General features: G+C 40.5%; 13 protein-coding genes. 9 read left to right on the plus strand and 4 right to left on the minus strand.

Annotation, left to right across the window (positions count from 1 at the left end; translation table 11 throughout):
* Nucleotides 1-7: 7 nt before the first annotated feature.
* The 6 genes from BFS30_RS13055 to fabG all read left to right on the plus strand — a co-directional run bounded on the left by BFS30_RS13055 (nt 8) and on the right by fabG (nt 7,208).
* Nucleotides 8-982, plus strand: coding sequence for a ribonucleoside-diphosphate reductase small subunit (locus tag BFS30_RS13055; RefSeq protein WP_069382420.1), 975 nt, complete (start codon nt 8-10; stop codon nt 980-982).
* Nucleotides 983-1,055: 73 nt separating this feature from the next.
* Complete coding sequence (locus BFS30_RS13060) at nt 1,056-3,434, plus strand: ribonucleoside-diphosphate reductase subunit alpha (RefSeq protein ID WP_069379699.1); 2,379 nt, start codon at nt 1,056-1,058, stop codon at nt 3,432-3,434.
* 814 nt (nt 3,435-4,248) lie between these two features.
* Complete coding sequence (locus BFS30_RS27385; RefSeq protein ID WP_083252032.1) at nt 4,249-4,452, plus strand: cysteine-rich CWC family protein; 204 nt, start codon at nt 4,249-4,251, stop codon at nt 4,450-4,452.
* A gap of 45 nt (nt 4,453-4,497) precedes the next feature.
* Complete coding sequence (locus BFS30_RS13065; protein WP_069379700.1) at nt 4,498-5,373, plus strand: carbon-nitrogen hydrolase; 876 nt, start codon at nt 4,498-4,500, stop codon at nt 5,371-5,373.
* Nucleotides 5,357-6,409, plus strand: coding sequence for an agmatine deiminase family protein (locus tag BFS30_RS13070; protein WP_069379701.1), 1,053 nt, complete (start codon nt 5,357-5,359; stop codon nt 6,407-6,409). Before BFS30_RS13065 ends, BFS30_RS13070 begins: the two co-directional genes overlap by 17 nt.
* A gap of 55 nt (nt 6,410-6,464) precedes the next feature.
* Nucleotides 6,465-7,208 (plus strand): 3-oxoacyl-[acyl-carrier-protein] reductase, encoded by a 744-nt coding sequence (gene fabG, locus BFS30_RS13075; RefSeq protein ID WP_069379702.1) that lies wholly within the window; start codon nt 6,465-6,467, stop codon nt 7,206-7,208.
* Between the two features lie 81 nt (nt 7,209-7,289).
* On the opposite strand, the gene BFS30_RS13080 is transcribed toward fabG, so the two are convergent.
* Nucleotides 7,290-7,991, minus strand: a complete 702-nt coding sequence (locus tag BFS30_RS13080) for a L,D-transpeptidase family protein (protein ID WP_237028751.1) — start codon at nt 7,989-7,991, stop codon at nt 7,290-7,292.
* Between the two features lie 166 nt (nt 7,992-8,157).
* On the opposite strand from BFS30_RS13080, the gene BFS30_RS13085 reads away from it, so the two are divergent.
* Nucleotides 8,158-10,212: a hypothetical protein gene (locus BFS30_RS13085; protein ID WP_237028752.1), complete on the plus strand. Its 2,055-nt coding sequence runs from the start codon at nt 8,158-8,160 to the stop codon at nt 10,210-10,212.
* Between the two features lie 12 nt (nt 10,213-10,224).
* Nucleotides 10,225-10,836 carry a trimeric intracellular cation channel family protein gene (locus BFS30_RS13090; RefSeq protein ID WP_069379705.1) on the plus strand — a complete coding sequence of 204 codons (612 nt, stop codon included), beginning with the start codon at nt 10,225-10,227 and terminating at the stop codon, nt 10,834-10,836.
* On the opposite strand, the gene BFS30_RS13095 is transcribed toward BFS30_RS13090, so the two are convergent.
* The 3 genes from BFS30_RS13095 to aqpZ all read right to left on the minus strand — a co-directional run bounded on the left by BFS30_RS13095 (nt 10,833) and on the right by aqpZ (nt 13,478).
* The gene (locus BFS30_RS13095) at nt 10,833-11,132 is read right to left on the minus strand and encodes an FtsB family cell division protein (protein WP_069379706.1); all 300 of its coding nucleotides are present in this window, start codon (nt 11,130-11,132) and stop codon (nt 10,833-10,835) included. The genes BFS30_RS13090 and BFS30_RS13095 overlap by 4 nt on opposite strands.
* Before the next feature lie 184 nt (nt 11,133-11,316).
* Nucleotides 11,317-12,615 carry a phosphopyruvate hydratase gene (gene eno / locus BFS30_RS13100; protein ID WP_069379707.1) on the minus strand — a complete coding sequence of 433 codons (1,299 nt, stop codon included), beginning with the start codon at nt 12,613-12,615 and terminating at the stop codon, nt 11,317-11,319.
* 152 nt (nt 12,616-12,767) lie between these two features.
* Nucleotides 12,768-13,478, minus strand: a complete 711-nt coding sequence (aqpZ, locus tag BFS30_RS13105) for an aquaporin Z (RefSeq protein ID WP_257785604.1) — start codon at nt 13,476-13,478, stop codon at nt 12,768-12,770.
* 187 nt (nt 13,479-13,665) lie between these two features.
* Here aqpZ and BFS30_RS13110 point away from each other — a divergent pair, with 187 nt between their 5' ends.
* On the plus strand, nt 13,666-15,150 hold the full coding sequence (locus BFS30_RS13110; RefSeq protein WP_069379709.1) for a hypothetical protein: 1,485 nt from the start codon (nt 13,666-13,668) through the stop codon (nt 15,148-15,150).
* Nucleotides 15,151-15,173 lie beyond the last annotated feature (23 nt).

Here is a 15,173-nt window from a genome sequence, read left to right on the forward strand (position 1 = left end):
GATGCTTATGCAAGAAGAAGAAGTATTATTAAAAGAAAACAAAGATCGTTTTGTTCTTTTGCCGATTAAATACCCTGAAATCTGGGAAATGTATAAGAAGAGTGAAGCAAGTTTTTGGACAGCAGAAGAAATCGATCTTTCGGATGATCAGAAACATTGGGACAATCTTAATGATGGTGAAAGACACTTTATTTCTCACATTTTAGCTTTCTTCTCTGCCAGTGACGGAATTGTAAATGAAAACCTTGCGGTGAACTTTATGAGTGAAGTTCAGCTTCCGGAAGCACGTTGTTTCTACGGTTTTCAAATCATGATGGAAAATATCCATTCTGAGACTTATGCCTTACTGATTGATACCTATATCAAAGATCCTGATGAAAAAGACAGGTTATTCCATGCCATAGAAACGGTTCCTTGTGTAAAAAGGAAAGCGGAATGGGCATTGCGCTGGATTGACAACGGCAATTTTGCAGAACGTCTGGTTGCTTTTGCTGCGGTAGAAGGAATATTTTTCAGCGGTAGTTTCTGCTCGATTTTCTGGTTGAAGAAACGTGGATTAATGCCAGGCTTAACTTTTAGTAATGAGCTGATTTCCAGAGATGAGGGGTCGCACTGCGAATTTGCCTGTCTGTTGTACGGCATGCTTAAAAACAAGCTGAGTGAAGAGCAGGTTCATGGCATCATCCGCGACGCAGTTGAAATCGAGAAAGAATTTGTGACTGATGCACTGCCGGTAGCACTGATCGGAATGAATGCTAAACTGATGTCTCAGTACATTGAGTTTGTGGCCGACAGGTGGTTACAGGAATTGGGTTATACCAAAATATATAATGCGACAAATCCGTTTGATTTTATGGAGATGATCTCTCTTCAGGGCAAAACCAACTTCTTTGAGAAAAGAGTAGGTGATTACCAGAAGAGCGGCGTGCTGACTTCAACAGAAGATAAAGCGGCAGCGTTCTCTTTAGATGACGACTTTTAAATAATTAAAAATTTGGTGCCGATGCCGGCTTGCTCATCACAATCCGATATGCGCCTTTAAATACCTGAAAAATATGTTTGTAATAAAAAGAGATGGCCGTAAAGAAGCGGTAAGGTTCGATAAGATCACCGCTCGTATCGAAAAATTATGTTATGGCTTTAACGCCGAACTGGTTGATCCGATCGATGTTGCCAAAAAGGTGATTGAAGGTTTGTATGATGGGGTAACTACCTCAGAATTGGACAATCTTGCCGCGGAAACTGCAGCTTCTTTAACTACCAAGCATCCGGACTATGCATTGCTGGCTTCCCGGATTGCGGTTTCCAACCTACATAAAAACACTACTAAATCGTTCTCAAAAACGATGGAAATGTTATACCTGTATGTGGATTCGAAAACGGATAAAAACGCTTCATTGATCGCTGACGATGTATGGGAAGTGATTAAAGAAAACGCGGATATTCTGGACAGTACTATTATTTACGACAGGGATTTTGGGTTTGATTACTTCGGTTTCAAAACACTGGAAAAATCGTACCTGTTGAAAATTGAAGGTCAGATTGTAGAACGTCCTCAGCATTTATTTATGCGGGTTTCTGTAGGTATCCACAAAGGAGATATTGACAGTGTGATCAAAACTTACAACCTGATGAGCGAGCGTTGGTTTACACATGCTACCCCAACCTTATTTAATGCAGCGACTCCTAAGCCTCAAATGTCGTCTTGTTTCCTATTGACGATGCAGGACGATAGTATTGAAGGAATTTATGATACTTTAAAACAAACTGCAAAGATCTCACAAAGTGCAGGTGGTATCGGATTAAGCATTCACAATATCCGTGCAACAGGTTCTTATATTGGTGGCACCAATGGAACAAGTAACGGTATTGTTCCAATGTTAAAAGTATTCAATGATACTGCGCGTTATGTAGATCAGGGTGGAGGTAAACGTAAAGGTGCCTTTGCAATTTACTTAGAGCCTTGGCATGCAGATGTATTGAGTTTCCTTGACCTGCGTAAAAACCACGGTAAGGAAGAACTTCGTGCCCGTGATTTATTCTATGCACTTTGGGTGTGCGATTTGTTCATGAAACGCGTAGAAGCAAACGAAGACTGGAGTTTATTCTGTCCACATGAAGCACCGGGATTAGCGGATTGTTTCGGTGAGGAGTTTGAAACTTTATATGAGCGTTACGAAAAAGAAGGAAGAGCGCGTAAAACGATCAAAGCTCAGGAATTATGGTTCGCCATCCTGGATTCACAGATTGAAACGGGTACACCTTATTTGTTGTATAAAGATGCTGCCAACAGCAAATCAAACCAGCAAAACCTGGGTACCATCAAAAGTTCCAACCTTTGTACTGAGATCATAGAGTATACTTCTAAAGATGAAGTTGCGGTATGTAACTTAGCTTCGCTGGCCTTACCAAGATATGTAATCAATGGTGAGTTTGATCACCAGAAATTATATGATGTAACTTATCAGGCTACTTTAAACCTGAATAAAATCATCGATTATAACTATTACCCTGTTGAAGAAGCCAGAAATTCCAATATGCGTCACAGACCAGTTGGTTTAGGTGTGCAGGGATTGGCGGATGCCTTTATCCTGATGCGTTTGCCTTTCGAAAGTGAAGGTGCACGTGAACTGAATAAAGAGATCTTTGAAACGATCTATTTCGCAGCAATGACTGCTTCACATGACCTTGCGGTAATCAATGGCCCTTACGAAACTTTTAAAGGTTCTCCTTTATCGAAAGGTAAGTTCCAGTTTGACCTTTGGAATGTAACACCAAGCAGTGGCCGTTGGGATTGGGAAGATCTACGTAAGAAGGTAGTAAAAGACGGTGTTTATAACTCTCTTTTAGTTGCGCCAATGCCAACAGCATCTACTTCGCAGATTTTGGGTAACAATGAGTGCTTTGAGCCTTATACTTCTAATATCTACACCAGAAGGGTATTGAGCGGAGAGTTCATTGTGGTAAACAAACACTTGTTGAAAGATCTTGTTGCTTTAGGTCTTTGGACTCCGGCAATGAAAGACAGGATCATTTTAGCGAATGGTTCTATCCAGGATATCGCTGAAATTCCTGATTATATTAAAGAGTTGTATAAAACAGTTTGGGAAATTAAAATGCGTAGCATTATTGATATGGCAGCCGACAGAGGTGCTTATATCTGCCAGTCGCAATCTCTGAATTTGTTCATTAATGCACCGAATACTTCGAAACTAACTTCAATGCATTTCTACGCATGGAAGAAAGGATTGAAAACCGGTATGTATTACCTACGTACACAAGCAGCTTCTCAGGCAGTTAAATTTACCGTAGAAAATCAGGCTGGTAAAAACATGGAGCCGGTAATTCCGGAACATATAGATCAGGTAGTGGAAGAAATCACTGATGGTCCGGTTTGTTCAATGGAAGAAGGCTGTATCAGCTGTTCAGGTTAATTCCTTCAAACATTAATATATAAGGGGCAGGATTTTATCTTGCCCCTTTTTTGTATACGAGTTATCCACATTTCAAAATGCACTTGTGAACAGCTTATAAACATGCTGTTCCTTATTTATACACCTGATAAGGTTGTTTTTCCACTCTTATCCACGGTTTTGAGGCGATTCCCAACAAGTTCTTAACGTATTCCCCACAGTTAAAATTGGGTTTCCCACAGAGTTATCCACATCTTATAAAAGAAGTACTTTTCAATTATTCACATGTTTTCCACCTGATCCTGACAGTTCCTCACAGTCTGGAAAAGTTGCTCACAGGTTCCCCACAGACAGTATACGGGTTACCCACAGCTTACAAACATGCTATTCACAGCTTGTTCACAGTTTGTGAACAGGTTCCCCACAGAGTTATCAACATCGATTTTATCTGTATATAAGTGTTTTATGATTTTTACTAACTTTTTTTGGCCTTAATTAGCTGTTTTTTTTCCCGAGGAAATCGGCGGAAAATTTTGAAAATATTGACTAAAGATGTGAATGTGGACTAATTGTGTATTTCGGTTTTGCTGATTCCGGAGAAAAACGGAGGTTGAAAAAAGGTCGTAAAACAGGGCCTGAATTTTTCAATTTTTGATTCTCCACAGTAGTTTTAAGTTCTCCACAGTTTATAAACAGCTTACAAACAACTTGCTCACAGGTTGTAAACAGGTTCCCCACAGAGTTATCCACATCCCTTTTGCCTGAAAATAAGTACTTTGTCATATTTATTAACGCTTATCCACCTTAATTCAGGATCTCGTATCTTTGTAAAATAATGGCCAAACACGAAATCATTCCCTGCGAGCGTTGCGGTACACCAATAGAGTGTAAGGCCAACTCCTACACCAAATGTCAGTGTAGTGTGGTTCAGCTTAACCTTAATGAAGTGCAATACATCAGTGAGCTTTACGACGGTTGCCTGTGTGCAAAATGTTTATTTGAACTGCAGCAAGAGTATAAGGAGATGGTAGCCTCCTGAAAAGAAATTATTTTCTGCTAACTTTGTCCCACAAAATTTCATAGAATGGCTAAAGTACAGGTTGGATTGGTGCAGATGAGTTGCACCAGTAATAAACAAGAGAATTTAGATAAGGCGATCGTTAAGATCAGAGAGATCGCTGCTATGGGCGCACAGGTTGTGTGCTTACAGGAACTATTTACTTCATTGTATTTCTGCGATGAAGAGAATTATGAGAACTTTAAACTGGCAGAATCTATTCCAGGCCCATCAACTGATGTGTTGTCAAAAGTAGCTGCTGAGCTGAATGTGGTCATTGTTGCGTCCTTATTTGAAAAAAGAGCAGAAGGCCTGTACCACAATACTACAGCGGTATTGGATGCTGACGGTGCTTACTTAGGTAAATATCGTAAGATGCACATTCCTGATGACCCTGGTTTTTATGAAAAATTCTATTTCACTCCGGGTGATTTAGGCTATAAAGTATTTAAAACCAAATTTGCTAAAATAGGTGTTCTGATCTGCTGGGATCAGTGGTATCCTGAAGCAGCACGTTTAACTGCTTTGATGGGTGCAGACTTCCTGGTTTACCCGACTGCAATTGGCTGGGCAACTACGCAGGATGAAGCCACTAATGTGGAACAATATAATGCATGGCAAACCATTCAACGCTCTCATTCAATCGCCAACGGTGTTCCGGTAGTGAGCATCAACAGGGTAGGTGAAGAAGCCGGGGTAGCTTTCTGGGGAGGATCATTTGTATCTAATCCATTCGGAACGATATTGTATCAGGCAGACCATAATAAAGAAGAACTAAAAGTTGTTGAACTTGACTTGTCAAAATCTGACAGCTACAGGACACACTGGCCGTTTTTACGTGACAGACGCATTGACAGTTATTCACAAATCACCAAAAGATATATAGATGACGAATCTATTTAATGATAGTCCCAAAAAAGCAGGATATCGTTTTCCGGCTGAATGGGTAAAACACGAAGCGACATGGTTAAGCTGGCCACATAAGGAAGAATCCTGGCCGGGAAAAATAGAAACCATTTACACGCCATATTGCCAGTTTATTAAGATTGTAGCAGAGGGTGAAAAAGTAAGAATCAATGTCAATGATGAAGAGACCAAAGCTTTTGCAATTTCCGAACTGGAAAAGGTGGGAGCGGATCTGAGTCAGGTTGAATTTTACCTGCATCCAACCAATGATGCCTGGTGCAGGGACCATGGACCTGCATTTTTATTGAATGAGGCAAAGAGCCAGAAAGCGGTAGTAGACTGGGGATATAATGCATGGGGAGGGAAATATCCTCCATTCGATCTGGATGACGTAATTCCGACTAAAATCGCCGGACATTTTAACCATCCTTTGTATCTTCCTGAGATTGTGATGGAAGGTGGTTCCGTTGAATTTAATGGTGCAGGAACCATTCTGACCACTACGGCTTGTTTGTTGAACAAGAACAGAAACCCACACCTGACCAAAGAAGAGATCGAACAATATTTGCTGGAGTTTTACGGCGCTGAGCAGGTACTTTGGCTGGGAGATGGAATTGTTGGGGATGATACAGATGGACATATTGATGATATCACCCGTTTTGTGAACGAAGACACCGTTTTAACAGTAGTAGAGAGTAATCCTTTGGATGAAAATTATATCCTGTTACAGGAGAACCTGGCGGCATTGAAGGAGATGCGTTTATTGAATGGTAAACCATTGAACATTATTAAACTTCCGATGCCTTCACCAGTGATTCATGAGGATACCCGTTTGCCGGCTTCTTATGCTAATTTCTATATTGCCAATACTTCGGTTATTGTACCTACATTCAGGGATGTGAATGATGAGAAAGCATTGAAGATTATTCAGGATGTTTTCCCGGATAGAAAGGTCGTAGGTATTGATTCTACGGATATCATCTGGGGACTGGGCAGTTTTCACTGCCTGAGTCAGCAGGAGCCCGCTATTTAAGCTTTAGAAACAACGAAACAGAAACAAAATATTTTCATAACCAAACATATTTACGATGAAATTACTAGAAGGAAAAACAGCATTAATCACCGGTGCTTCTAAAGGAATAGGCCGCAAGATTGCGGAGAAATTTGCAGAGCAGGGTGCAAACGTTGCTTTTACTTACCTGTCCTCAGTAGAGAAAGGCCAGGCATTGGAGCAGGAGCTGCAAAGCTTCGGTACTCAGGTTAAAGGATACCGTTCAGATGCGTCTAAATTTGATGAAGCAGAAAAACTGATCAATGATATTGTGGCTGATTTTGGCGCATTGGATATTGTAGTGAACAACGCAGGGATTACTAAAGACGGTTTGCTGATGCGCATGAGCGAAGAGAACTGGGATGAAGTGATCAATGTGAACCTTAAATCCGTATTTAACGTTTCTAAAGCTGCTTCTAAAGTAATGATGAAGGCCCGTAAAGGATCGATCATTAACATGAGTTCTGTGGTAGGTGTTCAGGGAAATGCCGGTCAGGCAAATTATGCCGCTTCGAAAGCCGGAATCATCGGTTTCTCTAAATCTTTAGCTAAAGAATTGGGTTCCCGTAATATCCGTACCAATGTAATTGCACCAGGATTTATCCGTACGGAAATGACTGATGTACTGGATCCTAAAGTGGTTCAGGGATGGGAAGAAGGAATTCCATTGAAAAGAGCAGGAGAGCCTGAAGATGTAGCGAACGCCTGTTTGTTTTTAGCTTCAGACATGAGTGCTTATGTAACCGGGCAGGTATTGTCTGTTTGCGGGGGAATGTTGTAATCAGCCAGATCAGCCTTGAAAAAGGTTCTTAAATAAATAAAAAAAGCGCAGAGTCTCTGCGCTTTTTTTATTGGCTGTATATTATTTGAACGTATATTTTCCTTCGCTTATTAAGGTATGAGGAACTATTTTGTGTTGTTCGAAAAGCTGGTAAGCAGGCTGAAGGCTGGCCCAAAATGCTTTTTGCTGAGGAAATTTAACAGCAAATTTATCGAGGTTGGCTTTGTTCATTTTAAAGGGGAAGATGTGAACCGGAATTTGGGTTTGTCCACTGTTTTGTGCTTCTACGGCCAGAACATAAACCTCTTTAATTTTCTCATCTGTAAGTGGAATACAGCCTACGGTGACACAATTTCCATGGATGTAAATGTCTCCACCCGTAGGTTTGCTACCACTCCTTTTTTTATCTACACTGTTGGGATAGTTTACACCTAAAGAAAGGTGGAAATTACTCATAGGGTTGAATATGTTAATATAGTAAATACCTTCAGGTGTCTGGTAATCTCCTTCCTGTACTTTCGGTCCTAATGTCCCGGAATGCGCACAAAATTTATAGGTTTTAAACAGACGGTATTCTTTGTCTTTGGTTCTCTTTGCCCAGACTTCCAGCAGTCCTTCTGTTTTATAAGCGGCAATGTATAATTGAAGAGGGCCGTCAAATTTTGCTGTTTTCAATTGATTCTGCAAGCTGATCCAGCTATCCTCATATGCTCCTCTCACCCTTGGAAAGGTTAATTGTTGTTGTTTAAATGTTAATTGTGCACTTGCAGAACTGGTCATCATGAAAAAAAGTATTACCTGAAATAAGGTTTTTCTGTAGTTTGATTTGGAGCGAATCATGCTTTCGAAATTAGTCGGGCTTTTATGAAAACAAATTAACCTTATTTTTTTAAAATTTAGCATCTTTACCCAAATACATATGGGCGATTCTTTCAATTTATATACAATAATGGCTTTAATAGGGTGTCTTTTGCTGGGACTCCTGTTCGCGTATATATCCTATCGGAAAACACCGCATCTGGAAAGAAAACTCCGGATCAGCCTTGCGTTATTGAGGGCTGTACTGATTGCTCTGATTTGCGGATTGCTGTTTTTCCCTTTGGTGAAAAGGGTGAGTTATAATCTGGAAAAACCGCTGATCATCATCGCTCAGGATAACTCGCTGTCTATAGGTCATGTTCAGCCTGCCGGGTTCAATAAGAAACAATATGAAAAAGATCTTCAGGCCTTATCAGATAAACTATCTGCACAATATGAGCTGAAGATTTATCATTTCAGTGATAGTATAAAGCCTGGGTTTGATTTCTCTAACAGCGGTAAACTCAGTAATGCTGCTGCACTGTTTAGCCGTTTGAATGATGAGTATTTAAACCGTAATATAGGAGCCGTGATTCTAGCTTCAGATGGTATATTTAACCGGGGAGGGAGTCCGTTGTACGACCTCAATAAACTCAAAGCACCAGTTTACACCATCGCACTGGGGGATACCATTCCAAAAAGAGATTTGATGGTAGCCAATGTGAACCACAATAATCTGGTATATCTGAATAATGAATTTACAATAGAAGTGCAGGTAGAGGCATTTGAAAGTAAAGGAGAAGAAACCAAACTGAGTATTTCTGAAAATGGAAAAACCATACAGGAGAGTAAGATCCAGATTGGTAGTAATGCTTTTGTTAAGACCATTCCTGTAAAGCTGAAGGCTTCAAAGATAGGACTGCAGAAATATACGGTACAGCTCAGTCCTTTGGGAAATGAGGTGTCAGAGAAAAATAATGCACAAAGTGTTTTTATAGAAGTTATTGATGCCCGTCAGAAGGTTCTAATCGCTGCGGGGGCAGCTCATCCTGATATTGCTACGATAAAGCAGGCGATTTCCGGGAATAAAAATTACGATTTAAAAGTGGTGTTGGGAGAGGACCTGAATGCGATGAATGTAAATGATTATGGCCTTGTGATTTTGTATCAGCTACCTAATGCTCAGAATCATGGCGCTGCTTTTCTTGCCAAACTAGCGCAGACTAATGTCCCGGTGTGGTACATTCTTGGTGCCCAGAGTGATGTGGGAAAGTTTAATCAAGTACAAAAGGCAATTGGTTTTAATGGCAGTAACAGCACTATCCAGGAGGCCTTTTCTTATTTAAATCCCGACTTCAGTGCTTTTGATGTGGATGGGGCGGCAGCAAAGCATATTGATGATTTTGATCCATTGCTGGCCCCTTTTGGAAAGGTCAGTATCAACGGGAATAGTTTTGTTGCCCTCTATCAAAGAATTGGAAAGATCAAAACCCAATCGCCACAGTTGTTCTTCCTTAATGAAAATGGAAAGAAAGCCGGATACCTGATTGGGGAAGGTTTATGGAGATGGAAACTTTCTGAAAGTAAAGATGCTTTAGCAAGCTCCGTTGTTAATGGATTAATTTCAAAAACAGTTCAATACCTTTCGGTAAAAGATGATAAACGTAAGTTCAAAGTATACCCGGCTAAAAATACATTTGACGAGAATGAAAATGTATTGCTTAATGCGGTGCTTTATAACGACAGTTACGTTGCGATAAATACGCCGGATGTCAATATTCAACTAAAAAACCAGGAAGGAAAGCTTTATAATTTCCTTTTCTCCCGGACCGCATCTTCCTATCAGCTGGATGCAGGAATGTTGCCTGCCGGAAACTATACTTTCCTGGCCAGTACGAGTCTGGGGGGTAAAAAACAAATCGCACAGGGTGCGTTTTATGTCAATGCGATGATTGCTGAGTATCAGCAGACCATTGCGAACCACCAGTTGCTAAACAATATGTCTGTTCAGACCAACGGCAGAATGTATATGCCTCAAAATCTGTTGAGCATTTTAAACGACATTTCAAAAAATGAAGAGATCAAGACTTTAAGCTACGAGGATCGCAGGTACGAAGAATTGATAAACTTTAAGTGGCTGTTTGCGGTGATCATCTTATTGATTAGCTTGGAGTGGTTTTTCAGAAAGAGAAACGGAGAAATTTAACTCGCACAGGAAATGGAAATCAGCACCATGGAAACCATTGAAACATTAGGGACGGTCGCATTTTCGATCTCCGGTTCATTTGCGGCAATGCAAAGGAGGCTGGATCCGTTTGGTGTACTGATCATTGCATTTGTGACTTCTATCGGGGGTGGTACCGTCAGGGATTTACTTCTTGGAGATACCCCGGTTGCCTGGATGAGAGATGTGAATTACTGTTTACTCATCTTGCTCACTTCTCTGGCGACGATCTTCTTTAAAACCCATATCAAAAAGTTTAAAGTAACCTTGTTTTTGTTTGACTCTGCAGGGTTAGGCTTGTTTACCATGCTGGGAATTCAGAAGGGAATTATGTTTGGACTAAGTCCGGGCATCTGTGTGGCGCTGGGAACCATTACAGGGTGTTTCGGTGGGGTAATCAGAGATACGTTCTTAAACACGATCCCTTTGATCTTTAGAAAGGAAATCTATGCGACTGCCTGTATCCTTGGAGGAGTACTCTATTTTACGCTCAAGTATTTCAATATGAAAGAAGATGTGGCCAACATCTCGGTCATCGCCTTTATATTTGTGTTCAGGATTGTGGTGGTGAGGTATAAGCTGACCTTGCCTAAATTCGGATATTAATCTTTCGGGGCTTCTTTTACGATAACAAAGACATCTTCATTGTCTTTTTTCATAAAATATTTTTCACGTGCAAACTTCTCGGCAGTATTCAGATTGGTATTCAGCTCATTCAGGTCTTTTTTGACAATAGCTGTTTCTCTTTCATAAAAATCCTTTTCCTCCTGAAGTTTGTTTACCTCAGAACGGAACTCGTATTGAGAGAGCATATCATTCTTGTCAAAAAACAGCATCCATACAATGAATGCAGCTACAGACAGAAAGTATTTATTGCGTATCAATTCCAGCAAACGTTCCATAGTACAAAGATATAAATAAACCCTGATAAGCTAATCTAAGAAATAGCCTTGATAATCAGTGTATAAAAAACATCCGAAGGTTCTAAATCTCCGGATGTTTTCCAATGTCGTATTTTCCACATGTTAACATAAAAAAGGAAAGGTACTTTTCGTCCTCAAAGCACCTTTCCTTTTTTAAGCAATATTATTTTTTCTTCAAGAATTTGAAATCCTTGCCAATGAAACGTGCTGCAGAACCTAATTCTTCTTCAATACGTAACAATTGGTTGTATTTTGCGATCCTGTCAGAACGTGAAGCAGAACCTGTTTTAATCTGACCACAGTTTAAAGCTACTGCTAAATCAGCAATTGTGGTGTCTTCTGTTTCTCCACTTCTATGGCTCATTACAGAAGTATAACCGTTAGTTTGTGCTAAACTTACTGCGTTAATGGTTTCTGTAAGGGAACCGATCTGGTTTACTTTTACCAGGATCGAATTTGCAGTGTCGGTATCGATACCTGTCTGAAGACGTTTTACGTTTGTTACGAATAAATCATCTCCAACCAACTGAACGCGGTCGCCGATTTTCTCGGTTAACAGTTTCCAGCCGGCCCAGTCATCTTCTCCCATACCATCTTCGATAGAAAGGATTGGGTATTTCGCAGACAATTGAGCAAGGTATTCAGCTTGTTCTTCACTGGTACGGATTGCACCTTTATCGCCTTCAAATTTAGTATAGTCGTATTTACCATCTTTGTAGAATTCAGAAGCCGCACAGTCAAATGCAATATAGATTTGCTCACCTGCTTTGTAACCTGCCTTTTCAATGGCCTGAATAATGGTTTCCACTGCATCTTCTGTACCTTCAAAATTTGGCGCAAAACCACCTTCATCACCTACAGCAGTAGAAAGTCCTCTACTGTGTAAAATAGCTTTCAGGTTATGAAAAACTTCTGTTCCCCATCTTAATGCTTCTGAGAAAGAAGCAGCACCAACTGGCATAATCATGAATTCCTGAAAAGCGATCGGGGCATCAGAGTGAGAACCACCGTTGATGATGTTCATCATTGGAATAGGAAGGATGTTGGCATTAACACCTCCGATATAACGGTACAAAGGCTGACGGCTTTCCTGAGCTGCAGCTTTGGCAACAGCTAAAGAAACACCTAAAATAGCATTGGCACCAAGGTTTCCTTTATTTTCTGTTCCGTCCAGCTTGATCAATAAGCTATCAATTGCATTTTGTTCAAATACATCAATACCTCTCAATTCATCTGCAATTTTATCATTTACATTGGCAACGGCCTTTAAAACACCCTTACCCATGTATACAGATTTATCATTATCACGAAGCTCTACAGCCTCATGGATACCTGTTGAAGCGCCAGATGGCACTGCAGCACGACCAAGAACACCATTTTCTGTCATTACATCTACTTCAATAGTAGGATTTCCTCTTGAATCAAGGATTTGTCTGGCGTGAACATCAATTATTAAACTCATTTTTATCGGATTTTATTTGTTAATCAGCCTTAGTGTAAATATTACAATTACTACGGCGATATCCAAAGTTAAAAATTAAACACAAAAAAGTCGTAATTAATTTAATTACGACTTTTTTATAGGTATAAGTCTATGTTTTAGTGGTTTAAAATCTATGTAGTTTGTGCTTTAGCTGCGAAAACTGCTTTATATACCAATCCGGCTAAAATTGCACCAGCGATAGGGGCAACCCAGAATAACCATAGCTGGCCTACTGCTTCGCCACCAACAAATAAAGCCTGACTCGTGCTTCTTGCAGGGTTTACAGAAGTATTGGTTACCGGAATGCTGATCAGGTGGATTAATGTTAACCCCAGGCCAATGGCCAGACCTGCAAAGCCTTTTGGTGCTCTTTCATCTGTAGCTCCAAGGATAATCAACAGGAAGATAAAGGTCATCACTACCTCTGTTACCAGTGCGGCGGTCATACTGTATTTACCAGGGGAGAGGTCGCCGTAGCCATTTGTGGCAAAGCCACCAATGGCGCTTCCATTGCCGGTTGTGATAACATATAATATACCGGCAGCGGCTATTCCACCCAGAACCTGTGATATGATGTAAGGGATCAGTTCTTTTCCGTCGAAACGTCCGCCAATCCATAAGCCAATTGAAACGGCCGGATTAAGGTGTGCTCCTGAGATGTGTCCTAAGGCATAAGCGATGGTGACTACTGTTAAGCCAAAAGCAAGAGCTACTCCGGCAAAGCCGATTCCTGCTCCAGGATAATTACAAGCCAGAACAGCGCTTCCGCAGCCGCCCAGAACCAACCAAAATGTTCCAATAAATTCTGCTACAAGTTTTTTCATTTTTCTACATTGTTTAATGATGAGTGTTTAATAGATGTTTATAAATGAAAAGTTAACAACAAATATTCAATATTCCTAATGAGAATAACGGCTGTATCAGAATGATTAGAACCATTCCAAATTGTTAGCTGCAATTTCTTTTAACATCCCCATAAACTCAAGGCAATATTAGTGCTTTAGGTTTGAGCCAGAAACAAAACAAACTATGAAAACAAATTTATTCGAAACCAAGACTCTGGCTTTTATCATCGCCGGTTTTGTCGCAGCAGCAATCACCATAACTGCCTGTAAAAAAGATAAGAGTAAGGAAACTGAAGAAACTTCCGTGTTCAAGGATTATTCGGTAAATCCCGCGTTGGTAAAAACTTTAAGTGGTTTTGATAATATTAAAATCACTACTTTGATCAGCAGTGACGATGTATTGCCAGGTTCACCTGACTTTGTTTACGGTGCTCAGCCAGATGGGGGTGCAATGATGAAGGATCCAAATAGTGATGGTTACATTATGGTTAATAACCATGAGATTTTATTCTCAGTTTCTCGTGTATTTCTGGACAAGAACTTAAAGCCTTTAAAGGGGGAGTACATTCTGGATGCAGCTGGTGGTAAAACGAGATTATGCTCTGCTACACTGGCCACTCCCGAAGAACACGGGTTTCCTTTTCCGGTATTTTTAACCGCAGGAGAGACTGATGGAGAATCTTCAATTGAAGCTGTTAATCCTTTGGGACCTGTTTCGGATAAGAAAAAGAACAATTCTCTTGCGGCATTAGGTAAAGCGAGTGCAGAAAACGCAGTTCCGCTTTCGAAAAACGCTTATCCTGGAAAAACGGCTATTTTTATAGGCGAAGATCAAAGTAGCGGTACGAGCATGGGGCAGGTGAATTTGTATTTGTCTAATACAGTCGGCGATCTTAATAATGGAAAGCTTTACATGCTTCGCAGAACAAATCTAAATGTGGTAGAGACCGATATGAACGTCAATTCCAGTTATGATGTGGAGTTTGTTGCCTATGACGATGTGAAAACAAGTACAGGTGCGCAGCTCGCTTCGCAAACCATTACTAAAAGTGCAATTCAGTTTGCACGTGTTGAGGATCTGGATTATGGAAAAGGTGATGCTACCGCAAACCGTACGCTTTACTTTACTGCCACAGGAGTAAGTGGTGATAAGATTAATCCGAAACCAGGACTAACCATGTGGGGAAGGGTTTATAAACTGGAATTAGATGCATCCAGTCCTCTTAAGGGGAAATTAACTCCGCTAATCGATGGAGTTGTTGATCCTGGAAACAGCCTTGTAAATCCGGATAACATCTGTGTAACCAAGAACTATGTCTACATTCAGGAAGATGGGGATTCTTACTATGAAGCTGTTAAGCATGATGGGCGTGTATGGCAGTATAACATTGCAACTAAAGAGCTTAAACCGATGATTGAAATGAACCACCGTCGTGATGACCTGACTTTCAATTCCAAATATAATGTTGCAAACGACAGGCGTCTGAGTACATGGGAATACGGTGCGATGTATGATATTTCTGATTTAATCGGAGTACCAAATACCATCGTTTTGAACCTTCATCCACATACCTGGACCAGTGATAAATTTAAAAACGCTGATGGAAGTGGAATCACAACCAATAAAGAAGGTGGCCAGACGGTTATTCTAAGTGGTGTTCCAAGATAAGTAAAATTGCTTTATCGTCGAGA

It is taken from the genome of Pedobacter steynii, from assembly GCF_001721645.1.
Lineage (GTDB): Bacteria > Bacteroidota > Bacteroidia > Sphingobacteriales > Sphingobacteriaceae > Pedobacter > Pedobacter steynii_A.